At 46.3% G+C, this 22,848-nt stretch carries 20 protein-coding genes and 1 riboswitch; of the genes, 11 read left to right on the top strand and 9 right to left on the bottom strand.

Annotation, left to right across the window (positions count from 1 at the left end; all coding sequences use genetic code 11):
• The 3 genes from OCV70_RS09975 to OCV70_RS09985 all read right to left on the bottom strand — a co-directional run.
• Nucleotides 1–287, bottom strand: a 287-nt coding sequence (locus OCV70_RS09975) for a hypothetical protein (RefSeq protein ID WP_262579671.1), incomplete at its 3' end; no start/stop codon positions are given.
• A gap of 24 nt (nucleotides 288–311) precedes the next feature.
• Nucleotides 312–2,729, bottom strand: a complete 2,418-nt coding sequence (locus tag OCV70_RS09980) for an RHS repeat domain-containing protein (protein WP_195588183.1) — start codon at nucleotides 2,727–2,729, stop codon at nucleotides 312–314.
• Nucleotides 2,730–3,552: 823 nt separating this feature from the next.
• On the bottom strand, nucleotides 3,553–4,278 hold the full coding sequence (locus tag OCV70_RS09985) for a C40 family peptidase (protein ID WP_243280832.1): 726 nt from the start codon (nucleotides 4,276–4,278) through the stop codon (nucleotides 3,553–3,555).
• A 412-nt stretch (nucleotides 4,279–4,690) separates the two neighbouring features.
• On the opposite strand from OCV70_RS09985, the gene OCV70_RS09990 reads away from it, so the two are divergent.
• The 5 genes from OCV70_RS09990 to OCV70_RS10010 all read left to right on the top strand — a co-directional run bounded on the left by OCV70_RS09990 (nucleotide 4,691) and on the right by OCV70_RS10010 (nucleotide 11,834).
• On the top strand, nucleotides 4,691–6,517 hold the full coding sequence (locus OCV70_RS09990) for a DUF885 domain-containing protein (protein ID WP_195588182.1): 1,827 nt from the start codon (nucleotides 4,691–4,693) through the stop codon (nucleotides 6,515–6,517).
• Nucleotides 6,518–6,673: 156 nt separating this feature from the next.
• Nucleotides 6,674–8,140 carry a CapA family protein gene (locus tag OCV70_RS09995; protein ID WP_021924555.1) on the top strand — a complete coding sequence of 489 codons (1,467 nt, stop codon included), beginning with the start codon at nucleotides 6,674–6,676 and terminating at the stop codon, nucleotides 8,138–8,140.
• A 349-nt stretch (nucleotides 8,141–8,489) separates the two neighbouring features.
• Entirely contained in the window at nucleotides 8,490–9,836 is a 1,347-nt protein-coding gene (locus OCV70_RS10000) for an SPFH domain-containing protein (protein ID WP_195588181.1), read from the top strand.
• 89 nt (nucleotides 9,837–9,925) lie between these two features.
• Nucleotides 9,926–11,011 (top strand): TFIIB-type zinc ribbon-containing protein, encoded by a 1,086-nt coding sequence (locus tag OCV70_RS10005; protein ID WP_021924553.1) that lies wholly within the window; start codon nucleotides 9,926–9,928, stop codon nucleotides 11,009–11,011.
• A gap of 13 nt (nucleotides 11,012–11,024) precedes the next feature.
• Nucleotides 11,025–11,834, top strand: coding sequence for a TPM domain-containing protein (locus OCV70_RS10010; protein WP_021924552.1), 810 nt, complete (start codon nucleotides 11,025–11,027; stop codon nucleotides 11,832–11,834).
• Nucleotides 11,835–11,972: 138 nt separating this feature from the next.
• On the opposite strand, the gene OCV70_RS10015 is transcribed toward OCV70_RS10010, so the two are convergent.
• Nucleotides 11,973–13,328, bottom strand: a complete 1,356-nt coding sequence (locus tag OCV70_RS10015) for a uracil-xanthine permease family protein (protein ID WP_021924551.1) — start codon at nucleotides 13,326–13,328, stop codon at nucleotides 11,973–11,975.
• On the bottom strand, nucleotides 13,300–13,482 hold the full coding sequence (locus OCV70_RS19750; protein ID WP_317259461.1) for a DUF6783 domain-containing protein: 183 nt from the start codon (nucleotides 13,480–13,482) through the stop codon (nucleotides 13,300–13,302). The genes OCV70_RS10015 and OCV70_RS19750 overlap by 29 nt, the downstream gene beginning before the upstream one ends.
• On the opposite strand from OCV70_RS19750, the gene OCV70_RS19755 reads away from it, so the two are divergent.
• Both OCV70_RS19755 and upp read left to right on the top strand, forming a co-directional pair.
• Nucleotides 13,402–13,584, top strand: coding sequence for a DUF6783 domain-containing protein (locus OCV70_RS19755; RefSeq protein ID WP_317259466.1), 183 nt, complete (start codon nucleotides 13,402–13,404; stop codon nucleotides 13,582–13,584). The two genes, OCV70_RS19750 and OCV70_RS19755, sit on opposite strands and share 81 nt — an antisense overlap.
• 122 nt (nucleotides 13,585–13,706) lie before the next feature.
• The gene (gene upp, locus OCV70_RS10020) at nucleotides 13,707–14,336 is read left to right on the top strand and encodes a uracil phosphoribosyltransferase (protein ID WP_117853043.1); all 630 of its coding nucleotides are present in this window, start codon (nucleotides 13,707–13,709) and stop codon (nucleotides 14,334–14,336) included.
• 72 nt (nucleotides 14,337–14,408) lie between these two features.
• Here upp and OCV70_RS10025 read toward each other — a convergent pair whose 3' ends face one another.
• From OCV70_RS10025 to metG, 4 genes are all read right to left on the bottom strand, one after another.
• On the bottom strand, nucleotides 14,409–15,182 hold the full coding sequence (locus OCV70_RS10025) for a TatD family hydrolase (RefSeq protein WP_021924549.1): 774 nt from the start codon (nucleotides 15,180–15,182) through the stop codon (nucleotides 14,409–14,411).
• 8 nt (nucleotides 15,183–15,190) lie between these two features.
• Nucleotides 15,191–15,694 carry a MogA/MoaB family molybdenum cofactor biosynthesis protein gene (locus OCV70_RS10030; protein WP_117852991.1) on the bottom strand — a complete coding sequence of 168 codons (504 nt, stop codon included), beginning with the start codon at nucleotides 15,692–15,694 and terminating at the stop codon, nucleotides 15,191–15,193.
• Nucleotides 15,691–16,185 (bottom strand): cyclic pyranopterin monophosphate synthase MoaC, encoded by a 495-nt coding sequence (moaC, locus tag OCV70_RS10035; RefSeq protein WP_021924547.1) that lies wholly within the window; start codon nucleotides 16,183–16,185, stop codon nucleotides 15,691–15,693. Before moaC ends, OCV70_RS10030 begins: the two co-directional genes overlap by 4 nt.
• Nucleotides 16,186–16,286: 101 nt before the next feature.
• The gene (metG, locus tag OCV70_RS10040; protein WP_195588175.1) at nucleotides 16,287–18,245 is read right to left on the bottom strand and encodes a methionine--tRNA ligase; all 1,959 of its coding nucleotides are present in this window, start codon (nucleotides 18,243–18,245) and stop codon (nucleotides 16,287–16,289) included.
• A 655-nt stretch (nucleotides 18,246–18,900) separates the two neighbouring features.
• On the opposite strand from metG, the gene OCV70_RS10045 reads away from it, so the two are divergent.
• The 4 genes from OCV70_RS10045 (at nucleotide 18,901) to OCV70_RS10060 (ending at nucleotide 22,805) form a co-directional block, all read left to right on the top strand.
• Nucleotides 18,901–19,302, top strand: coding sequence for a Fur family transcriptional regulator (locus OCV70_RS10045; protein WP_195588174.1), 402 nt, complete (start codon nucleotides 18,901–18,903; stop codon nucleotides 19,300–19,302).
• A gap of 116 nt (nucleotides 19,303–19,418) precedes the next feature.
• Entirely contained in the window at nucleotides 19,419–19,964 is a 546-nt protein-coding gene (locus tag OCV70_RS10050) for an NADH peroxidase (RefSeq protein WP_021924709.1), read from the top strand.
• 206 nt (nucleotides 19,965–20,170) lie between these two features.
• A riboswitch (Fluoride riboswitch) is annotated at nucleotides 20,171–20,243 on the top strand.
• Between the two features lie 53 nt (nucleotides 20,244–20,296).
• The gene (locus OCV70_RS10055) at nucleotides 20,297–21,493 is read left to right on the top strand and encodes a cation:proton antiporter (RefSeq protein WP_195588173.1); all 1,197 of its coding nucleotides are present in this window, start codon (nucleotides 20,297–20,299) and stop codon (nucleotides 21,491–21,493) included.
• Nucleotides 21,494–21,605: 112 nt separating this feature from the next.
• The gene (locus tag OCV70_RS10060; RefSeq protein ID WP_262579672.1) at nucleotides 21,606–22,805 is read left to right on the top strand and encodes an iron-containing alcohol dehydrogenase; all 1,200 of its coding nucleotides are present in this window, start codon (nucleotides 21,606–21,608) and stop codon (nucleotides 22,803–22,805) included.
• The last annotated feature ends 43 nt before the right edge of the window (nucleotides 22,806–22,848 follow it).

A 22,848-nucleotide genomic window follows, 5' to 3' on the forward strand; every position in this document is an offset into this window, starting at 1 on the left:
CTTTCCCCCCTTACTACCCCAATGTCTCCATAAGTAATCACTTCGAGCTCTTTCCATTTAAAATTCCTTTTTACTCCAAACCAAGATACGCTTCCCCCTTCTTGATTTAGTTCTACCATTCTTAAATGAGGTAAAATAGAAAAAAACATTAAACCAAATAAAAAAATAAGACAAAATATTATCCAAGGATTTTTCAAACTGATTGGAGGATATGCAAATGTCGCTATTATCAGAGGAATTAGTACAATTCCATCTGCAATAAATGGTTTTTTTGATAAAATTTTCATTCATGCCTCCAATCTGAATTACTTCTATACAGAATATGCATTAGAAGGTCTATAAGTTTTTTTAGGTCTTTTTTTCAAAACTCCAGCGGAAGTTTTCCAAATATTATAATTAACAGAAGTACCAGTTCTTCCATCAAAATACCGTCCTTGCCCTATCTTTTTTTCCCAATAATTTTGGGATACAGAATTAGAAACTCCAAGGGACACGCTGGCTGCAATCGAGCTTGCTCCAACCCCATAAGTTGCTCCCCATGCAATAGCTATAGACTTTTCACAAAACTCAGATGAATCTGCGAATCCAGTTAAATTACTTATAAATACTGTAGTCAGGAAAGCTGTACTAGCATTACCCACAGTAGCTAACACTGAGTCTCCTCTCTTATAACTGTAAACACCTGCATAAACAGCACTAATAACGCCCCCACCAATGGCACCTATTATTTTCAAAACAGCTGGTTTCTCTATGCTTCCTAAACCGCCAGCCACAGCACCAGCAAAGCCAGCAACAATCATATCTGTAACAGTATATTCCTGCCCTGTTACAGCAGCAGCTATGCCTCCCGCCAAAACATTCATAGCAGCTCCAATTACAGCTCCAACTACAATATCCCAGCATTGTCCATCGCCATCAACTCTCGTGATCGGATTATCATCACAGTATGTATACAGGTTCTTCTCACCCAGCATATCGAGATTGTCCCTTAAAACCTGTGTGTCATCCGCGCTGATGAACCTGCGGATCGCAGGATCGTAATAACGGCTGCGGCAGTAATATAGGCCGGTCTCCACGTCATAATAATATCCCTTATAACGGAACGGGTTTCTTGCTCCCACCTTGTCTTTTAAGGTTCCTTCAATCTTAACTACCTGTCCCCAGCTGTCATAGGTATATCTTACAACGACCTTTCCGTCCTTGTCAAGAAGACCGATGATGTCATTCTGGGCATTTCTAAGGTACATATAGATCTCACTCTCATAGGTCAGCGCGATCACGTTTCCTGAGGAATCATAACGGTACCAGAGCGTTTTCTCACTTCCTGTCCTCTCTGAGACAAGCAGGTCACCAGCATAGCACATCTGGGTGACAGCACCGTCCACAACTTTCTTGATCCGGTGTCCGGCATGGTCATAGGAATACTGGATATTCTTTCCATTTGATACTGATGCAAGGGCATTTCCCAATGTCCAGGTATACTTGGTATTTCCCTTTGTGAGCATGTTTCCGGATGCGTCATAAGTCATCGCAACGCCGTTCCATTTGACCAGTTTATCCTTCCATACAGAATCAAAGGTTCCTGTTTTTGTCACAGAGGCGGAAGCTGGAAGGGTTCCTGATGCATAGGCATATTCCTTTTCACTGACCAGGTTTCCTCCAATATCGTAAGCATAGGTGACTGTCTTGTTCAGGATCTGGTTGTTCTCACGGATCAGACGGTTCAGTTCGTCATACTGGTAAGCCACGGTTTTGGTCGTTCCACCGGATGCATTGGTATCGCTTACCTGATACTCGGTGATGTTCCCGTTCTGGTCATAGGCATAACCGTAATTGCTGCCTCCGACCTGCAGGGAAGACGGCAGGCCGTTTTCCCTGGTACCGCTGCTGCTGTATTCGTAGATCGCACCGCTGATGGCTGCAGGGGTATGCCACAGCTGGTTTGCAATACGCCCCAGCGGATCGTACTCTGTTGTCCGGTAATAATTCTTGGATGCAGACGCGGTGGTCTCCCTTCCGTCCTTATCGTAGCTGTAGGTTGTGGCAATTCCATAAACTCCTGCCCCATGATACATACGGGTCATATTATTATTGACATCATACGTATATTCATAGTAATTGTCCGCGTTATCCCTTGCACGCATCAGGCGGTCCAGGAAATCATAATCAAACTCATAGCTCTTTCCGGTCATATGATTGGTCACTTTTGCAAGGTTTCCACTCCGGTCATACACATATTCATTCAGCTTCTGCTCGCTGCCGGAAGCCGGCTTGTAATAGCTCAGGAGCACACGGTCCTGTCCATCATAGGTAAAACGGACAGAATCACCGTTTGCATAAGTGGTCTTCAGCAGGTTTCCGTTGGCGGCTTCGTATTCATACCCGATGATCTGTTTTCCTGCTGCAGATTCTCCTGTAAGGTTTCCGAATGCATCATACGCAAAACCATAACTGAACCCATTGTGGCTGATCCCGGTAAGCCTGTCCTTTGTATACGTATATGTATTTTTAACCGTACTTTTGGTTCCGTTCTGGGTCACATCATGGGAGACAGAAGAAAGACGGTTTGCACTGTCATAGCCATAGGACAGTTTATTTCCCCTGGCATCTGCCCCTTCTGAAAAATTATCCGTATTGTGCACAACAATGTATTCTGGATTATTTGTCTTGTAAGTATTATGATCTGATAGATAAGATGTGTTGATTTCCTTATTTTCACCTCTGATCAAAAAATACGCCGGGAAGCTGTTTTATATGGATGCAGAGGACGCGGAGCAGGAAATGAAGCTGGCATTTCCAGCGAGTATGTGATAGACTTTTATTGTCCATTTGGACCGCCTCCTTTGATTTTGAGTTTGGCTTGCGACACCATTCTCATCATATCACAGGAGGCTTTATTTTGTTATCCTCACCGCTTCCACCTACTCCATTCTCCCCAGCATAGCTGGGGGATTAGGCTTTTCATTTAGTTGTCTCACCACTATAAACTGTGAAGAGGCAGTCGGACTCATTCGAATACTGCCTCTCTCACAGCATTCTTTTTATCAGATAATTTATGTTTTATATGCCGAATTGTGATATTTCCCGTGAATATTCAATAATATTTTGATTTCAAAAAAGTCAATACCTTTTTCCCGATTTTTGTCGAAAAATCAATTTTCATAACAATAACCAAAACATTTGTTTCTCTCCTCATTATGTAAATCAACTCATCCACATGCTTTTCCATGTGGATAATGTGGATAACTTTGTGTATAACTTGATTTTTCAACGTTTTTCCAGATTTCAAAAAGTGGAAAACTTTTCCCACACAAATTCACCTATCCACATTTCAAAAAAGAATTTGTGCAATCTGCTAATTTCAACATATTTCGACACTCAACCCTTAAAAATATCGTATTTACAATATCCGGCAAAATACAGACAAATCCCACTTCCACACACATTTTTCCCCTGTAATAGTATGATAAAAAAAGGACCAGGAAATTCATCCCAGTCCTATAAGCGTATTTATTTAAACAGGCTCTGCCCAAAAGCAATGCCCCTATTTTTTTATTCCCCATAAAATCCGTCTGATTCAATATAAGTTCCCACACCAACGGGAGTTTCATAATCATAATTGGAAATCTTTATTCCGGACGCGGATGTGCTGGCGTGGATAATCTGTCCGTCGCCGATGTACAGCGCTACATGGCTGATTCCGCTTCCATAGAATACCAGGTCTCCCGGCTCCAGATCCGCTACTGACTTCTGAACGGACTGATAATACTGGTCTGCTGCCACTCTTGGTAAAGAATATCCAAACTGTGCAAACACAGACATTACAAATCCGGAGCAATCCGCACCGTTTGTCAGGCTTGTCCCGCCATAAACATAAGGATTTCCCTCGAACTGCAGAGCGAAATCCACAATCTGCGCTCTCAGTTCTTCCTCTGTTGGTCCACTCTGTGCCTCTTCCTCAGTTTCTGAGTTATCCACACTCTCCTCAGCAGAAACATCTGTATCCACATTTTCCGAGCTTACCTCTGCACCTGTATCAGCACTTACAGCAGTACCGCTCTCAACAGTTTGCTCCGCATTCTCGGAATCCACACTTTCAGCAGTCAGCTCTGCACTCTCGTCAGCATCCGCTTCCATTGCTGCCACAAATTCCTCTCCTGCCTTTTCCACCGCTTTCTTTGTTGCGGCAAATACCGCCTGTGGAAAAATCACCTGGGAACATACCGTTACACATACGGTCACGCCACACAGAATTTTCTTCATTTTATTTTTTAACATTCCTTCACCTCTCTAAACTAATAAACCATATTCTGGTACATCATAAATTTAGTAACCGCCGCAATGACTGGGCTCATTTTCCATATACCGCATTATCGCCGGTTCCCGCAACGCACTACAGCGACCTCCTGCATTCCTGCGATAATTGTTACATTTTTATTAAGTCTACGTAACAGATGTGTATAATATCACACAAAATTTCCCCCGTCAATTTTCACGCCCGCCGCATTGCCTCTCCCCTTTTCGTGAAATCCTCCAATCATTTCCACCCTTCACTTTTTTAATTTGGTAAATCCCACTACCACGGACACAAAATCCTCACACCTGAACCCCCAGCGGCCCAAATAAAGCGCATACTTTACCGAAAATCTCAATAATATAGTAAAAATCCCTCTGGCAGGGAGGATTCCCCATGTTCTCCACCCTCAAAAAACTGGCGCATTCCCGGCAAAAAGCCCTCGTGATTGCGGCCCTTTCCTTTATATTTTCCGCCTGCATCGTCTTTCCATGGCTCTCTCGCCATGTCATATCCGAGAACGCCCGCTTCGAAAATTTTACTGAGTCCATCTTCGAAAAAGAGGTCTCGGGAAATGCCCTGAATCTCCATTATTCCCTGGCCGATCCCGAAAAACAGGGCATCTCCCGTCCCCTCGCCTCCCTTGGCACCCTCTCCACCGACAACACCAGATCCATTGCCCAGTCCAGACAATACGAAGAAAAGCTGAAAACCTTTTCCACAGCCAAACTTTCCCCTGCAAACCGCCTGACCCTTGACATGCTCCTGCTCTACTACCACACCCAGGCCTTTCTTGGGGAACATTATCTTCTGGAGGAGCCCCTTGGCCCCAGCCTTGGCATTCAGGCCCAGCTTCCCGTCCTCCTGGCAGAATATAACTTCTATAATAATCAGGATATCACCGACTACCTGAATCTGCTCACCACCACAGGGGATTATTTCCAGAGCATTCTCGCCTTCGAGCGGGCAAAATCCGATGCTGGATTTTTCATGAGTGACGAAACCCTTGACCGAATCCAGACGCAATGCCGCTCCTTCATCCAAGATCCAGACTCCAATTACATGCTTGAAATTTTTTCCCAGAAACTAAAAGACTACGGAAAGCTTTCCGAAAAAGACCAGAAACAGCTGAACCAGGCACACCGCCAGATTCTCAAAGAAAAAGTCCTTCCCGCCTATCAGAAGCTGATAGAATGCCTGGAGCAGCTGCGCGGAACCGGAAAGAACTCTGGAGGCCTGGCCAATTTTTCCGGTGGAAAAGAATACTACCAATATCTCCTGCAAAGCAAAGTAGGCATCTATCTCCCTGTAAAACAGCTGGAGCAGCGTCTTACCCAGCAGCTTTCCGCAGACTCCAGGGAAATTTCCCTTCTATTAAAAAAATATCCGGATCTGTTTTCCCAACAAAGCCAGAATACAGACCTGCCTGCTATGGAACCCGAGACCATCGTAAATCTCCTTCAGGAAAAAATCCGACAGGATTTCCCGGAAACACCGGCTGTCGGCTTTGAAATCCGCACGGTACATAAATCTATGGAGGAATTTCTCAGCCCGGCTTTTTATTTGACACCGCCTATGGACACAGGCTCCCCGAACGTCATTTATATCAACAACGGCCGTTCTATCAGCAATCTGGAGCTTTTCACCACGCTGGCCCACGAAGGCTTTCCGGGGCATCTTTACCAGACTGTATATTTTGCCCGCCAGAATCCGGCGCACATCCGCTATCTTATTGACTCCGGCGGATACGTGGAGGGCTGGGCAACCTATGTGGAAAGTTACGCCTACGATTACGCCGCCCAGTATCTTTCCCGGGAAAATACGACGCAGGAATCCCAGAGGCAAGCTGCATCCGAAGCAATCCCCTCTGCTGCCCTTACTCGCGCCGCATGGCTGAACCGAAGCGTAAACCTGTGCATCTATTCCCTTCTGGACATTGGAATCCACTACCGTGGCTGGACTCCCTCGCAGGCAGCCCGCTTCCTGAATGCTTTCGGCATCCGGGATGCCTCCGCGATTTCGGAAATTTACCGATACATTGTGGAAACGCCCGCTAATTACCTGAAATACTACGTGGGATACCTGAATTTCCTGGATCTGAAAGAAGAGCAGCAAACGCTTCTTGGCGAAGATTTTGACCTGAAAGCATTTCACCAGCAGATTCTCGCCATTGGCCCGGTACAATTCCCGGTTCTAAAAAAATATATCAACCAGGCACTTTAGAGCGTGTTTGAAATAATCTTGCTGGTACACGAATTGTCAAACGCAAAGTCCTGTAACAATTTTTTAAAATTTTATGGAATACCTTCTTTCTTTAAGCATAATAGTTTGTTATAATAAACTCAAACTTTACAATTAATCATTCAAAGGACAGAAATTATGAAAAAAAGAGACGATCTTCCATTAAATTATAAAGAACGGCTGAATTCCAGGACCAGCTTCCTGGTGTCAGCAGCGGTTCTGGTTGTCCTGTGCCTGATTTTTAATCAGATGGACTACGCCATGATCCGTCAGCCCGCAGCCCAGGCGAAAAAAGCGGCAGAAGCCCAGAAACAAAAGGAAAAGGAAAACACAGTCGCTGCAGCGGAAACCACCACTGCCACAGTACTTGCAGTAGGCGACAACCTGGTTCAGCCAAGCCTTCTTTCCTCCGGCCAGTCCGAAAGCGGTGCCTGGAACTATGACAGCGTTTATGACAATCTCCGCTCAGACATACAGGCGGCAGATATTGCCATTGTCAATCAGGAAACACCATTTACCGCAAACCATGATGCCGTCAGCGGCACTGCCCCATATGCAACCCCAACCGAGATTGGCGACGCACTTGTAAATGCAGGCTTTAATGTGGTTACCTCTGCGACTGCACTGATCGATGACAATGGAACTTCCATGTTAGATGAAACCCTGAATTACTGGAATACCCTGCAGCCGGATGTCACCCTTGTAGGAATCCACGACAGTCAGACCAGTTCCGCGCCAAAGATTGTGGAGATAAACGGAATCAAGATTGCTTTCCTGGACTACACGTTCCCATCCTACAGCAGTCAGTCCGATTCCAGTCAGGACTCTGAAGAAGACACAGAAGGTACCGACACTGCATCCGCAGATTCCAGCACCGCTTCTTCCGGTTCTATGATAGATACCTTTAACACCACAGCCGTGGCAGCTGCCATCCAGACAGCCCGTGCATCTGCAGACTGCGTGATTTTCTCTGCAAACTGGGGCAAGACAGAAGAACCAATGCCTACCGAATATGAAAAAGAATGGGCGAACTTCCTGATGGAGCAGGGCGTAGATGTGGTAATCGGCACCAACCCTAACGTGCTTCAGCCATACGGATATCTTACCGATGACGCCGGACACAACATGCTGATCTACTACTCCCTGGGCAACTTTGTTACCGGACAGGAAACTTTGAAGCAGCTCCTTGGAGGCATGGCTACCTTTACCATCCAGAAAACTGTAGAAGGCGACCAGACCACCATTGAAATCCAGGATGCTGCCCTGACACCGCTGGTTATGCATTACAGCTATGACAATAAGGAATACCGACCATACAAGCTTTCCGAATACACAGACGCCCTGGCATCTGCTCACAGTGTCCGGGAATCCATCGGAGATGAATTTACCCTTGAGAACCTTCAGACCAAATATGACGAGATCATGTCCATGAACGTGACCCCATCCACCAAGACTACCCTTCTGGATGTCACCTTTGATTCTGACGGCAACATGTATGACGCTTCCGGCAACTATGTGGAGGATACCGATTCCATCACTTCCTCCCAATATTATCAGAACCTGAGCAGTTCTGGCGACAGCTCAGAAGATTCTTCCGAAGAATAAAAAATACCTAATATTAGTATTTCAAATGCAAAAAATCTACAGTACTATGCTTATAGGCTGTAGATTTTTTTCTACTGTTCACGAGTAATGTTCCGCGAGGTGTTTTTTGTGAACAAAGTTCACAGAAAACCCGAGACTTGCGGCGCGAAATCATGCAAAGCATGATTTCTGTGCATCGCGAAGCGCGTTGCTGGGCACGGAGTGAACAGTAACGATTTTTTTCTTTTTCCGTCTTATTATCACGAAAACCTGTCATTTTTCACATGTCGCTTATGTTTTCTGACAAAATCATATAAACTCTAAGTAAGAATATAGCCAGACCATATCAAAAAAGAAAGGGGTTACTATTATGGGACTTATTAAAGCAGCTCTTGGAGCAGCAGGCGGTACACTTGCAGATCAGTGGAAAGAGTTTTTCTACTGCGATGCCATCGACAATGACGTTCTGGCAGTGAAAGGCCAGAAACGCACCTCCAAACGCTCCTCCAACACCAGAGGAAACGACAACATCATCACCAGCGGCTCCGGAATCGCAGTTGCAGACGGACAGTGCATGATGATCGTAGAACAGGGCAAGATCGTGGATATCTGCGCAGAGCCTGGCGAATATACCTACGATGCATCCACAGAGCCCAGCATTTTTTCCGGCAATCTGGGCGATGCCATTATGAATACCTTCCACACCATCGGCAAACGTTTTGCCTACGGCGGTGACACAGGCAAAGACCAGCGCGTTTATTATTTCAATACCAAAGAACTGGTGGACAATAAATTCGGCACACCGAATCCGATTCCATTCCGCGTGGTAGATCAAAATATCGGTTTGGATATTGATGTATCCGTGCGCTGCAGCGGCGTTTATTCTTATCGCATTGCAGACCCGCTTCTCTTCTATTCCAATGTTTGCGGAAACTTCGAGCAGCAGTATGACAGAGAGCAGATCGAGAGCCAGCTGAAAACAGAGTTTATCTCCGCTCTTCAGCCAGCATTTGCAAGCATCTCCCAGCAGGGAATCCGTCCAAGCGCCCTTCCTGCCCATGCAATGGAGCTTTGTGATGCCATGAACCAGGCCCTTACCCAGAAATGGAGCCAGCTTCGCGGACTTGTGATCGTCTCTGTTGCCATGAACCCGATCACGCTTCCTGAAGAAGATGCCAAGATGATCAAAGACGCACAGCGTATGGCAATGCTGCGCAATCCTGCTATGGCTGCTGCCACACTTGCAGGCGCCCAGGCAGACGCTATGAAAACAGCAGCAGGCAATTCTGCAGGCGCTATGACCGGATTTATGGGAATGAATATGGCAAATATGGCAGGCGGCTTCAATACCCAGGATCTCTATAACATGGGACAGCAGCAGGCAGCCCAGGCACAGCAGGCGGCTCCTCAGAGTACTCCATCTGCCCAGCCTTCCGGTGATCAGTGGAAGTGCTCCTGCGGTGCTGTTGTTTCCGGCAACTTCTGCCCGGAGTGCGGCGCTAAGAAGCCTCAGGCTCCTGTAGCAAATACAAGCTGGACCTGTTCCTGCGGTGCTGTCAATACAGGCAAATTCTGCACCAACTGCGGTTCTCCAAAGCCTGCTATGAAGCCGCGCTACCGCTGTGACAAGTGCGGATGGGAACCGGCAGATCCCACCAATCCGCCGAAATTCTGCCCGAACTGCGGCGACCCGTTTAATGAGAACGACATTCAGTAACTGACCATATATGTCCCGTAAAAAGATGGGATACTCCCCAGACTCTTTTACGGGACTGATCCTATTTTTATCCGAGAGGAGATGAAATATTGTCCGATATCCTTGAATATAAATGCCCTTGCTGCGGCGGAGCCATTGAGTTCAACAGCAAGCTTCAGAAGATGAAATGCCCTTACTGCGACACCGAATTCGACATGGAAACCGTTAAGGAATTTAATGAAGCTGCCGCCAGCCAGCAGGCCGATGACATGACCTGGGAAAATGCTTCCGGCACAGACTGGAAGGAAAACGAAACTGACAAAATGTCCGTCTACGTATGCCAGTCCTGCGGCGGTGAGATCGTTGCGGACGAAAGCACAGGCGCTTCCAGCTGCCCGTTTTGCGGCAACCCGGTAGTAATATCCGGTAAATTCTCCGGTGACCTGCGTCCAGACTTTATCATTCCCTTTAAGCTGGACAAAAAGGCTGCCAAAGAAGGCCTGAACAAGCACCTTCACGGCAAGATCCTTCTTCCCAAGGTTTTCAAAAAAGAGAACCATATTGACGAGATCAAAGGCGTCTACGTGCCATTCTGGCTTTTTGACACAGACGCCACTGCAGATATCCGCTATCATGCCACCCGCACCCGTTTCTGGAGCGATGATGAGTATGACTATACGGAAACCAGCCACTACTCTGTTTTCCGCGCCGGAAATATCGGTTTCGACCAGATTCCTGTAGACGGCTCTTCCAAGATTGACAATGACCTTACAGAATCTCTGGAACCTTATGTAATTTCAGAAGCTGTAGATTTCCAGACACCTTACCTGGCAGGCTACGTTGCTGACAAGTACGATGTCTCCGCAGAAGAATCTGTAGAGCGTGCCAACCAGCGTGTGCGAAGAGCTGCGGAAGACGCTTTTCGCTCTACAGTAAACGGATATGACACCGTCACACCGGAAGATTCCCATATCCAGCTTCACGGGGGCAAAACCCACTACGCCTTGTTTCCTGTGTGGCTGCTTTCCACCACCTGGAAAGGAAATCATTATCTGTTCGGAATGAACGGCCAGACTGGCAAATTCGTTGGAAACCTACCTGTAGACAAAAGTATTTTTACCAAATGGCTCCTTGGTCTGACTGCTGGTTTTTCTGTAGCCGCCTATGTGATCGCATGGCTGGTTCATACATTATAAGGAGGGATGCGCCATGAAAAAACAATCTTTTGCAGTTATGCTGGCTGCCGCCCTCAGCGTGGGAAGCCTTTTTCCTGCTGCCCTGACTGTTCAGGCAGAGACCGATGATAATTACGAATTTCTTCCCAGGGTTTATGACGCGGCCGACCTTCTTACCGATGAGGAAGAGTCCCAGCTTCTTGACAGACTGGATTCCTTAAGTGAGGAATACGATTTTGACGTTGCAGTAGCTACGGTACAGTCCACAGACGGCGTGGCCATGAACAAATTTACCGACACCTTCTATGATGACAATTATTATGGACTAGGTGATGATTACGACGGCATCCTCTTTATGGTCAGCATTGGCGACCGGGAATGGCACATTACCACTCACGGCTATGGCATGACTGTTTTCAATCAGGATGGCCTGGATTATCTGAAAGAAAAGGTTCAGCCGGAATTAAAGGACGAGGACTTTGCCGGAGCCTTTAACGAATTTGCCGACCAGTGTGAGATGTTCCTGGAACAGGCAGCCACGGAAGAGCCATATGATGCTTCTACCCTTCCCAAAGAACCATTTTCTCTTATGTGGATTCCCATCTCCATTGCCATTGGCTTTGTTCTGGCACTGCTTTGTACCATGGGAATGAGGGCTCAGCTGAAGTCCGTGCGCAGCCAGGAAAGCGCTGTAGACTATGTGCGCAGCGGCAGCATGGATGTTACACGGTCAAACGATATTTTCCTTTACAACACCGTTACCCGCACGGCCAAGCCTAAGGATGACACCTCCGACACAGGCGGTTCCGACAGCAGCCACGGCGGCACAGGAGGAAGCTTCTAAAAATACATACGCTGTGCTGGCAGAGAACAGGCTTCCCGGCCAGCACCATACAAAAATCCTCCGCAAAAGTCCGATCATCATCCAGACTTTTGCGGAGGCTTTATAAAATTGTTATAATTACTGCTTATGTTTCTTTAATCAGTCGTCTTCATATTCTTCTTTTTTCTTTCCGCTCTCGAATACATAATCATTTCCCGGAAGAACTGCGTTCAGAACGATTCCAACGATTGCTGCCAGTGCAAGGCCTGTCAGAGTGATGTGAGCGCCTGCAATTGTAAAGGTAAGACCATCAGAAACACCCAGTCCGCATACCAGGATAACGGCTGTGATAACCAGGTTACGGGAACGTGTCAGGTCAACCTTATTCTCAACTACATTACGTACACCGACTGCAGAGATCATTCCATAAAGGATAAAGCTGATACCGCCGATGATTGCGGACGGAAGGGAGCTGATCACCTCTGCCATCTTAGGAATGAAACTGAGGATGACTGCATAAATAGCTGCCAGACGGATTACCTTCGGATCGTATACACGGCTCAGTGCAAGAACGCTTGTGTTCTCACCGTAAGTGGTGTTGGCAGGTCCGCCGATCAGGGCTGACAGGGAGGTTGCAAGTCCGTCACCAAGAAGTGTGCGGTGAAGTCCCGGATCCTCGATGAAATTGCGGTCAACAGTTGCGGATATAGCAGAAATATCACCGATGTGCTCCATCATAGATGCAATCGCGATAGGTGCCATTGCAAGGATTGCAGTGATATTAAATTTGCAGAGGAAGAATTTCGGAACACCTACGATCGGTGCGCTTGCAACGCCTGCAAAGTTCAGGATGGCGCTTCCGTCTGCATTTGTCATGCCCAGTGCATTCATGATCAGGGCAGCTGCATAGGATACCACAATACCCATCAGAATCGGAATGATACGGAACATGCCGGTTCCCCAGATATTGAAGAAAATAACAGTTCCAAGGGCGATCAGGGCAAGTACCCAGTTCTGGGAAGCATTGCTGATCGCGGATGGTGCAAGGCTAAGTCCGATGCAGATGATGATCGGGCCGGTTACAACTGGCGGCAGATAACGCATAACACGTTTTACGCCGATAGCTTTTACGATCAGGGCAAGTACCAGGTACAGAAGACCTGCTACAAATACACCGCCGCATGCGTATGGAAGCTTCTCTCCATAGGACATGTTTGCGAAAATTCCGGTATCAAGCTCTGCAACTGTAGCAAATCCGCCAAGGAATGCAAAGGATGAACCAAGGAATGCCGGAACCTTCAGCTTGGTAAGTACGTGGAACAGAAGTGTTCCGAATCCGGCGCAGAACAGGGTTACCTGGATGGATAAGCCTTCGCCGTGAAAATAGTTGTTTACCAGGATCGGTACCAGAATGGTAGCGCCGAACATGGCAAACATGTGCTGGAGTCCCAGAATCAGCATCTGCGGAATTCCCAGCTTCTTGGCATCATAAATGCCTTCTACTCTGAACTTCATAATAAAGCTCCTCCTTTTCCCTAGAGCGTGTTTGAAAAATCATTCCCGCAATCTGCACGCCCCACTTTGCGGTATATTTTGCCCGAATTCGGTTGCCGTAGCCCGCTACGGCGCCCTCATCCGGACAAAATCTCCCACAAATTGTGACGCACATCTTGCAGAAAGCCTTTTTCAAACACGCTCTAGTATTGGTATAAGAAACGCCAATACAACTTATACTAGTATAAGGGATGCGACAAGTTTTTACAATTATTGACTTTCTGCTTAAAGTGCGGTATCATTTTACCAGTATTCCCATAGGGGAGTTTGTTATTGCATAGGGCAATGACAAAGTTTAGCACACGACGGAGGTTTTTAATCATGTCAAATTTTTCAGATATGGACAATGTTTTTATTATGGATCATCCGCTGATCCAGCATAAGATTTCTATTCTCCGCAACAAAGAGACGGGAACAAATGAATTCCGTAAGCTTATTGAAGAGATTGCAGTTCTTATGGGTTTTGAGGCACTTCGTGATCTTCCGCTTGAGGATGTAGAGGTTGAGACTCCTATTGAGACTTGCAAGACTCCCATGATTTCCGGTAAGAAGCTGGCTGTTGTTCCTGTTCTTCGTGCAGGTCTTGGTATGGTGAACGGTATTACTACTTTGGTTCCTTCTGCCAAGATCGGTCATATTGGCCTTTACCGTGATCCTGTTACTCATGAGCCTCATGAGTATTACTGCAAGCTTCCGGATCCTATCGATCAGCGTCTGATCGTTATGGTTGACCCGATGCTGGCTACTGGCGGTTCTGCTATTGCAGCTGTGAATTTCATTAAGGAACATGGCGGCAAGAGCATTAAGTGTATGTTTGTGATTGCGGCTCCTGAGGGATTGAAGAGACTTCATGAGGTTCATCCGGATGTGCAGATTTATGTTGGTCATCTGGACAGAGAGCTGAATGAGAGAGCTTATATTTGTCCGGGACTTGGTGACGCGGGAGATAGAATTTTCGGCACCAAATAAGATGTGAGATTGCAAAAGGGCTGGAAAATACGGCAAATAGATTGCCTGTTTTCCAGCTCTTTTTATTTGATATTATTTAAATAGCAATTTCTTCGCATTCTCCTCCGTTACTGCAATGACTTCCTCCGGGGTGATTCCTTTAATCTCGGCGAGGGCGGCGGCTACGTAGGGGAGGTTGAGGGAGGAGTTGCGTTTGCCGCGGTGGGGTTCGGGGGACATGTAGGGACAGTCGGTTTCCAGAACAATTTGGGAAAGTGGGGCCATGGCGGCTACTTCTTTTAGTTTTTTGGCATTTTTGAAGGTGAGAACTCCGCCGATGCCAAGGTACAGGCCCATTTTCAGGTATTCGGCTGCGATTTCCTTACTGTAGGAAAAGCAGTGGATGATTCCGCCGGACATATCTTTTTTCATGTAGTCACGGACAATGTTCAGGGTGTCCTCGGCTGCGTCGCGGCTGTGGATCATGAAGGGAAGTTTTTCTTCTCTTGCAATGTCCATCTGGGCACGAAACATTTCCTGCTGGCGCTGATGTTCGGATTCTTCTTTGTGCCAGTAATAGTCCAGGCCGATTTCCCCGATGGCAACCATTTTCTCCATATGGGAAAGTCTGCGGATCTCGTCCAGGGTGTCCTGGGTCATAATTTCCGCATCGTCCGGGTGAACGCCCACAGCTCCGTAAACAAAAGGATAGGCTTCCATCAGCTTCAGGGTTCCGTCAAATCCCCCTGCGGAAGCGCACACATTTACAATACAGCCCACTCCCCCATCCTTCATAGAGGAGAGGAGCTGATCCCTGTCTTCGTCAAATGCCTCGTCATCATAATGTGCATGTGTATCAAAAATCATAGTTTACCTCAATTCTGCAGCCTCATAGTTGCGCAGTTTCCAGCCTCTCCGGTCATAATCTCAATGCCGTGGTCTAATGCCCCGATAATATATTCCAGGCTTTCCTTTACTGCTTTGGGGCTTCCAGGAAGATTAATGATCAGGGTCTGTTTGCGAATTCCCGCTGTGGCACGGCTTAACATGGCACGGTTTGTAATTGTCATGCTGTAAGCGCGGATGGCCTCCGGGATTCCCGGCACTTTTCGTTCCGTTATATCTTCGGTGGCTTCCGGCATCACATCTCTTGGGGAAAAACCTGTGCCGCCTGTAGTCAGAATCAGTTCGGCCTGGTTCCCATCTGCAATTTCCGCCATTCTTTTGGAAAGCATGGAGCGGTCATCTGGCAGAATGTCCATAGACACTACCTGATAACCTTCTCGTTCTACGATCTCCTTAATCGCCGGGCCGCTTAAATCTTCTCGTTTTCCCTGATATCCCATGTCGCTGGATGTGATAATTGCAACTCGCTTCATGTGTTCATCCTCCTTTCAAATACAAAATCCCCGCTCTTGCCGCCGGTCTTCTCCACCAGATGGATGTCCGTCATCACCATGTGCTTATCAATTGCCTTACACATATCGTAAATGGTAAGTAAGGTCACCTGTACACCAGTAAGCGCTTCCATTTCCACGCCGGTTTTGCCGTCTGTTTTCACAGTGCAGAAGGTGCGGATGATTCCTTTTTCTTTTTCCAGTTCAAAATCCACGGTGCATTTGGTGACGGGAAGGGGGTGACACATTGGCACCAGGTCGGAGGTGTGCTTCACAGACATAATTCCTGCAACTCTGGCAACCCCCAGAACATCACCTTTGGCTACGGTACCCTCTGTCAGACGCTCCATAATTTCTGCGCCAACCTGGATAGAACCAGTGGCAACAGCAGTTCTATGGGTGACTGGTTTATCCGATACATCTACCATAACAGCATTACCGTTTTCGTCAAAATGACTCAGTTTATTTTCCATATTTATTCCTTGTATCCAGATAGCATAATACCAGGAGCAAAAATCACCTTCCTGCCCCTGGCACTACAATTCTATATCCTATTATATGATGTTAAAAACAATTAGCAGATTTCAGATCCTGCAGGCATGTTCTTCTCCGGGCTGACTACGCATACATTTCCATCTGCATCTTCTGCGCAGAGGATCATGCCCTCGCTTAAGATTCCAGCAAGCTTAGCAGGCTTTAAGTTGGTTACTACCATAACCTTCTTTCCAACCATTTCTTCCGGTGTATAGTAAGCTTTGATTCCGGATACGATCTGGCGTACCTGGCTTCCGATCTTAACCTGGGAACAAAGAAGCTTCTTGGATTTCTTCACTGCCTCGCAGGCGATAACCTCACCAACCTGGAACTGAAGCTTTGCAAAATCATCAAATGTGATCTCCGGCTTTGCCTCAATATCCACAACCTTCTCTTCTGGTTTCTCTTCCTTCGGCTCTTCTTTCGGAGGATGAAGCTCATTTACTTTCTCCATCACTTCCTTAATGTCCATACGTGCAAAAAGAATCTCCGGCTTGTCTGTTACTTTGTTTCCAGATGGATAGAGCCCAAATGTCTTCAGGTCCTCAAGAGTTCTCTCGGAAGCATTCAGCTGACTAAGGATTCTCTTGGTTGTCTCAGGCATGAAGGACTCAAGAAGTGTAGTTCCCATGCAGATGCCCTCAACCAGATTGTAAAGAACCGTTGCAAGACGATCCTGCTTGGACTCATCCTTTGCAAGTGCCCATGGCATTGTCTCGTCGATATATTTGTTGCAGCGTTTGAAAATTGTAAATACTTCTGTAATGGCATCTGCCACACGAAGCTTCTCCATCTTGGCATCTACCTTGGCTGGTACGGAAAGGATGAAGTTCTTCAGATCATCATCTACAGGCTCGGTTACGCCTTTGTTCTCTACTACGCCGCCAAAGTATTTATTGGACATGGAAATGGTACGGTTTACAAGGTTTCCAAGTGTATTTGCAAGCTCGGAATTCATACGCTCTACCATCAGCTCCCAGGTGATCACACCGTCGTTGTCAAATGGCATTTCGTGAAGTACGAAATAACGGACAGCGTCAACACCAAAGAAGTCTACCAGCTCATCTGCGTAGATAACATTTCCTTTGGATTTACTCATTTTGCCATCGCCCTGAAGCAGCCACGGATGGCCAAATACCTGCTTCGGAAGAGGCAGATCCAGAGACATCAGGAAAATCGGCCAGTAAATAGTATGGAAACGGATGATATCTTTTCCAATAAGATGAAGGTCTGCCGGCCACATCTTGTTAAACAGATCTTTGTTGTCGCCATCGCAGTCATAGCCGATTCCGGTGATATAGTTGGTCAGGGCATCAAGCCATACATATACAACATGCTTCGGATCGAAGTCTACCGGAATTCCCCATTTGAAAGAGGTTCTGGATACACACAGATCCTGAAGTCCCGGAAGAAGGAAGTTGTTCATCATCTCATTCTTACGGGATTCCGGCTGAATAAATTCCGGATGGGTTTTAATGTGCTCGATGAGGCGGTCTGCGTATTTGCTCATTTTGAAGAAGTAAGCCTCTTCCTTTGCAGGCACGCATGGACGTCCACAGTCCGGACATTTGCCGTCTACAAGCTGGGATTCAGTGAAGAAAGACTCACATGGAGTACAGTACATTCCTTCGTACTCTCCCTTGTAGATATCTCCCTTTGCATACATTTTTTTGAAAATCTTCTGAACCTGTTTCTCATGATTTTCATCTGTTGTACGAATGAATTTATCATAAGATGTATTCATCATATCCCAAATATTTCTGATCTGACCAGATACGTTATCAACGAATTCCTTAGGTGTAACTCCGGCTTCTTCTGCCTTAAGCTCAATTTTCTGACCATGCTCGTCAGTTCCTGTCTGGAAGAATACGTCATAGCCCTGCTGTCTCTTGTAACGTGCAATAGCATCTGCCAGAACAGCTTCGTAGGTATTGCCGATGTGCGGCTTGCCGGATGTATAGGCAATGGCTGTAGTAATGTAATATTTTGGTTTACTCATTGTATTTTCTCCTTCTTTTCACGCAACCTTGCGGAGTGTTTTTTATATAATAGAAATATTTCGGAGTAATTCCTGTTACATATCCTATTACATAAAAAAATCGCCCTCTCACATTCTGAGAAGACGAGCTATTCCCGTGTTACCACTTCTGTTCATTCCCGCCTCACGGTACAGATATTTATAAAAACCAGCGGATTTTCACAAATATCTTCATAACAACCGCCGGAGCTTACATATCTACGGGAACCTTACCGGGTACTTCCATACCCTTCCGCTATAACAGGCGTTCCTGTCGCAGCCTACATCTCTTCAGCTACGCCCCTCCAAAGCCATCTTCCATCTGCTCCATACACACCCCTCTCAGCCTGCGGAAATTATACTATACATATCCTGGGGGATTCTCTGTAATGCGGTACACAAATGTACTCTCTTTCTCTATGGGTTTGAATTATAACAAGGGCTGGCACATTTTTCAAACACGCTTTAACACCCTTGTATTTTATATGTAGAAGCGTATCACATTTTATAGATTTTGTAAACCCATTTTCCGCTGAATAAATACACACTCTTCTCATTTTGCTCTTGACAAATCAGAAAATATAGTATATATTAGTATCAGTAATAATTACTATTGTTAAGAGAAAGGAGAAAACAGATGGCCACATTGAAATACAGCCGCCAGAGAGAATCGATCAAGGAATTTCTTGCAGGCAGAACCGACCATCCTACAGCTGATTTTGTATATGAGAATATGAAGCAGATCTATCCAAATATCAGCCTTGGAACCGTATATCGGAACCTCTCTCTTCTCGCTGATCTGGGTGAAATACAGAAGCTTTCCAGCTTTGGCGGAGCAGACCGATTTGACGCCCGCACCACGCCCCACTGTCACTTCATGTGCACCCGCTGCGGCAGAGTGATGGATGTTTTCAGCGAACATATTGACAGGAGTCTTGAAGATATTGCCGCTGATTTTAAAGACGGTCAGATTTCTGATTATAAAGCAAGATTTTTCGGAATCTGCAATGATTGTCTCAGCAAAGAAGACACTCATTGAAAAAAATTTTTCAATAACTCTTGACAAACAAGAAGCAATATGTTATCTTAAAACAGTAATGATTACTATTATTAAAAACTAAATAAAATTTATATAAAGAAAAGGAGAATTTAATTATGGCTAAATGGGTATGTAATGTATGCGGTTATGTTTATGAAGGTGAGAACGCTCCTGAGGTCTGTCCAATCTGCAAGGCTCCAGCTGAGAAATTTACTAAGCAGAGCGAAGAGATGGCATGGGCAGCTGAGCATGTTGTAGGTGTTGCGAAGGGTGTCAGCGAGGACATTCTTGCAGACTTAAGAGCAAACTTCGAGGGCGAGTGCTCTGAGGTTGGTATGTATCTTGCTATGGCTCGTGTAGCTCACAGAGAAGGCTATCCGGAAGTTGGCCTTTACTATGAGAAAGCAGCTTTTGAAGAAGCAGAGCATGCAGCTAAATTTGCTGAATTATTAGGCGAAGTTGTTACAGACAGCACCAAGAAGAACCTTGAAATGCGTGTAGCAGCTGAGAACGGCGCTACAGCTGGTAAGACTGATCTTGCTAAACGTGCGAAAGCAGCTAACCTTGATGCAATTCATGATACTGTTCATGAAATGGCAAGAGACGAAGCAAGACACGGAAAAGCATTCGCAGGTCTGCTTAAGAGATACTTCGGAGAATAAGAAAAGCGCATAAAATAAGGCTTTTTGCAAGGGGGAATCACGAAAGTGGTTCCCTCTTTTTTCGCGGATTATGTCATTTTTAGTGTGGAAACTAGGTGCAACTAACCTACTTTTTGCTCTTTAAAAACGTCCAAATGTGTCCCTGGAAAAAGTGTACTTTTTTACCTCTTGCCATATGTTTTCCAATGTGCTATTATACTTTCAGCAATAAAAAGGGGAATGAATGTCTCCCCGGGATCATCCCGAACCGCTTATTAAGCTGATGACTTCTGTGATAACTATGATCGCAGGGGGCATCAGCTTTTCTGCGTATAAAGGAGGAAATGATAACAATGTTAACTTCACTGGCCTTTATTTTTCTTATTGGTCTTTCGCTGGCGGCAATCTGCCAGAGGCTGAAGCTTCCCCGTATTATCGGGATGCTGATCACAGGTATCCTGCTTGGACCGTATGTGCTGAATGTGCTGGATTCTTCCATTCTTTCTATCTCGTCGGAACTTCGCCAGATTGCGCTGATCATTATTCTGCTGAAGGCAGGGCTTTCCCTGAATCTTGCAGACCTGAAAAAGGTCGGACGCCCGGCTGTTATGATGGCATGCATTCCTGCCACTTTTGAGATTCTTGCTTATATTTTGCTGGCACCTTATTTTCTGGGGATCACAAGGCTGGAAGCGGCCGTAACGGGGGCTGTGATGGGTGCTGTATCGCCTGCAGTGGTTGTGCCGCGAATGGTACAGCTTATGGATGAGAAATACGGAACTGCCAAAAGCATTCCGCAGATGATCCTGGCTGGCGCTTCCTGCGATGATATTTATGTAATCGTGCTTTTTTCCACATTTTCTACTATGGCACAGGGCGGCAGTGCACATGTACAGGATTTTATCAACATTCCGGTATCCATTGTTCTGGGAATTGTACTTGGAAGTGCTGCCGGGTATCTGCTTTCTCTGTTTTTTGAAACGGCATATGCACATAGCCATATGGTGCGCAACAGCATGAAAGTAATTGTAGTTCTGGGTGTTTCTTTCCTGCTGATGTCCATTGAGACCTGGCTGAAACCAGTTGTTTCCGTTTCCGGGCTTCTGGCCGTGGTAAGCATGGCCTGCGTACTGAAGCTGAAATGCACAGCATCTGTTTCTGCCCGTCTTTCCCAGAAATTTGGGAAACTGTGGCTGGCTGCGGAGGTTCTGCTTTTCGTATTGGTTGGAGCTTCTGTGGATATCCGTTACACCTTAAAGGCTGGTCCGGCTGCACTTGCCATGATTTTCGCTGCACTTCTGATCCGTACCATCGGCGTTTCCCTTTGTGTCGCCGGAACTGATCTTAACTGGAAAGAACGGCTTTTCTGCTCCATCGCCTATCTTCCCAAGGCCACTGTCCAGGCTGCTATCGGCTCTGTTCCCATGGCTATGGGACTGTCCTGCGGACAGATCATACTTTCTGTGGCTGTGCTTGGAATCTTAATCACAGCACCCCTGGGAGCGATTGGGATGGACTGCAGTTATAAGAAACTGCTAGAGCGTGTTTGAAAAAGGTTAAAACGCCAGGTTTGTAAAAGTAATAGATATTTTCCAAATCCTGCTATATAATGGGTTCAGAATTAAAACCATTAATTATGCAATTCAATGGAGGAATTTTCTTATGATAAATTTTGATTTTTTCGCTCCCACTAAAATCCTGTTCGGGGCAGGCCGTGAAAGTGAGGTTGGGAAACAGGTTGCGGCTTTTGGCGGGCATAGGGTTATGATCGTTTATGGAAAAAAGGGAGGACATATTGAAACTTCCGGGCTTTTGGAGCGTGTGCATAAGAGCCTTCGTGACGCAGGACTTTCTTATGTAGATTTGAACGGCGTTGTACCAAATCCACGTCTTTCCCTGGTAAAAGAGGGAATCCGTATTGGACGGGCAGAAGACATTGACTTCCTTCTGCCAATTGGCGGCGGCAGCGTCATTGATACGGCTAAGGGAATCGGTTACGGAATCGCCAATGATTTTGATATGGAAGACCTTCTTTACGGGCGTGTAAAAACAGATAAAAATCTGCCAATCGGCGTTGTTCTCACAATCGCTGCTGCAGGCTCTGAAATGTCTTCTTCCATGGTTCTTACCATTGAAGACGGAATGATGAAGCGTTCTTACGGTCATGACTGCTCACGCCCCAAATTTGCTATTATGAATCCGGAGCTTACTTACAGTCTTCCGACTTATCAGACAGCCAGCGGTGCGACAGACATTATGATGCACACTATGGAGCGCTATTTCACTCCTACAGACACAGATACCAGCCTTACAGACCGCATTGCAGAAGGACTGTTAGTCTCTGTCAGGGACGCTGCACAGACCGCTGTAAAAGAACCTGAGAATTACGATGCAAGGGCTACTCTTATGTGGGCAGGCAGCCTTTCCCATAATGGGCTGACCGGGGCTGGCAGAGTATCTGATTTCGCCACACATAAGATTGAGCATGAGCTGGGCGGTATGTTTGATGTAGCTCACGGGGCAGGCCTTGCTGCCATCTGGGGAAGCTGGGCAAGATACGTATACAAGACAAATCCGGGAAGATTTGCGCAGTTTGGCGAGAAAGTTTTCGGAGTTAATATTTCCCCAACCAGTGATTCTGATCTTACAGACACTGCCGCTCTCGCAGCCATCAACGCCTGGGAAAACTGGTGTCACTCCATAGGCATACCAACCTCCCTCACCGAACTTGGTATTCAGCCAACTGATGAACAGATTGAAGAAATGGCAGAAAAATGTGTTTTCGGCAGAAATGGACATATTGGCTTCTTCCAGCCGCTAAATAAGGAAGACATTGCAGCAATCCTTAAAATGGCGAGGTAACAGCTGCATCTATTGAAAAATCATTTCTACACCCCATAGCCAC

The organism is Blautia acetigignens (assembly GCF_025566865.1).
Lineage (GTDB): Bacteria > Bacillota > Clostridia > Lachnospirales > Lachnospiraceae > Blautia_A > Blautia_A acetigignens.

Excerpts from the sequence above, each read along its gene's own strand:
- OCV70_RS09985 (WP_243280832.1), bottom strand. The coding sequence starts at position 4,278 with ATGTTAAAAAATAAAATGAAGAAAATTCTGTGTGGCGTGACCGTATGT.
- OCV70_RS09990 (WP_195588182.1), top strand. The coding sequence starts at position 4,691 with ATGTTCTCCACCCTCAAAAAACTGGCGCATTCCCGGCAAAAAGCCCTC.
- OCV70_RS09995 (WP_021924555.1), top strand. The coding sequence starts at position 6,674 with ATGAAAAAAAGAGACGATCTTCCATTAAATTATAAAGAACGGCTGAAT.
- OCV70_RS10000 (WP_195588181.1), top strand. The coding sequence starts at position 8,490 with ATGGGACTTATTAAAGCAGCTCTTGGAGCAGCAGGCGGTACACTTGCA.
- OCV70_RS10010 (WP_021924552.1), top strand. The coding sequence starts at position 11,025 with ATGAAAAAACAATCTTTTGCAGTTATGCTGGCTGCCGCCCTCAGCGTG.
- OCV70_RS10015 (WP_021924551.1), bottom strand. The coding sequence starts at position 13,328 with ATGAAGTTCAGAGTAGAAGGCATTTATGATGCCAAGAAGCTGGGAATT.
- OCV70_RS19750 (WP_317259461.1), bottom strand. The coding sequence starts at position 13,482 with ATGTGCGTCACAATTTGTGGGAGATTTTGTCCGGATGAGGGCGCCGTA.
- upp (WP_117853043.1), top strand. The coding sequence starts at position 13,707 with ATGGACAATGTTTTTATTATGGATCATCCGCTGATCCAGCATAAGATT.
- OCV70_RS10025 (WP_021924549.1), bottom strand. The coding sequence starts at position 15,182 with ATGATTTTTGATACACATGCACATTATGATGACGAGGCATTTGACGAA.
- OCV70_RS10030 (WP_117852991.1), bottom strand. The coding sequence starts at position 15,694 with ATGAAGCGAGTTGCAATTATCACATCCAGCGACATGGGATATCAGGGA.
- moaC (WP_021924547.1), bottom strand. The coding sequence starts at position 16,185 with ATGGAAAATAAACTGAGTCATTTTGACGAAAACGGTAATGCTGTTATG.
- metG (WP_195588175.1), bottom strand. The coding sequence starts at position 18,245 with ATGAGTAAACCAAAATATTACATTACTACAGCCATTGCCTATACATCC.
- OCV70_RS10045 (WP_195588174.1), top strand. The coding sequence starts at position 18,901 with ATGGCCACATTGAAATACAGCCGCCAGAGAGAATCGATCAAGGAATTT.
- OCV70_RS10050 (WP_021924709.1), top strand. The coding sequence starts at position 19,419 with ATGGCTAAATGGGTATGTAATGTATGCGGTTATGTTTATGAAGGTGAG.
- OCV70_RS10055 (WP_195588173.1), top strand. The coding sequence starts at position 20,297 with ATGTTAACTTCACTGGCCTTTATTTTTCTTATTGGTCTTTCGCTGGCG.
- OCV70_RS10060 (WP_262579672.1), top strand. The coding sequence starts at position 21,606 with ATGATAAATTTTGATTTTTTCGCTCCCACTAAAATCCTGTTCGGGGCA.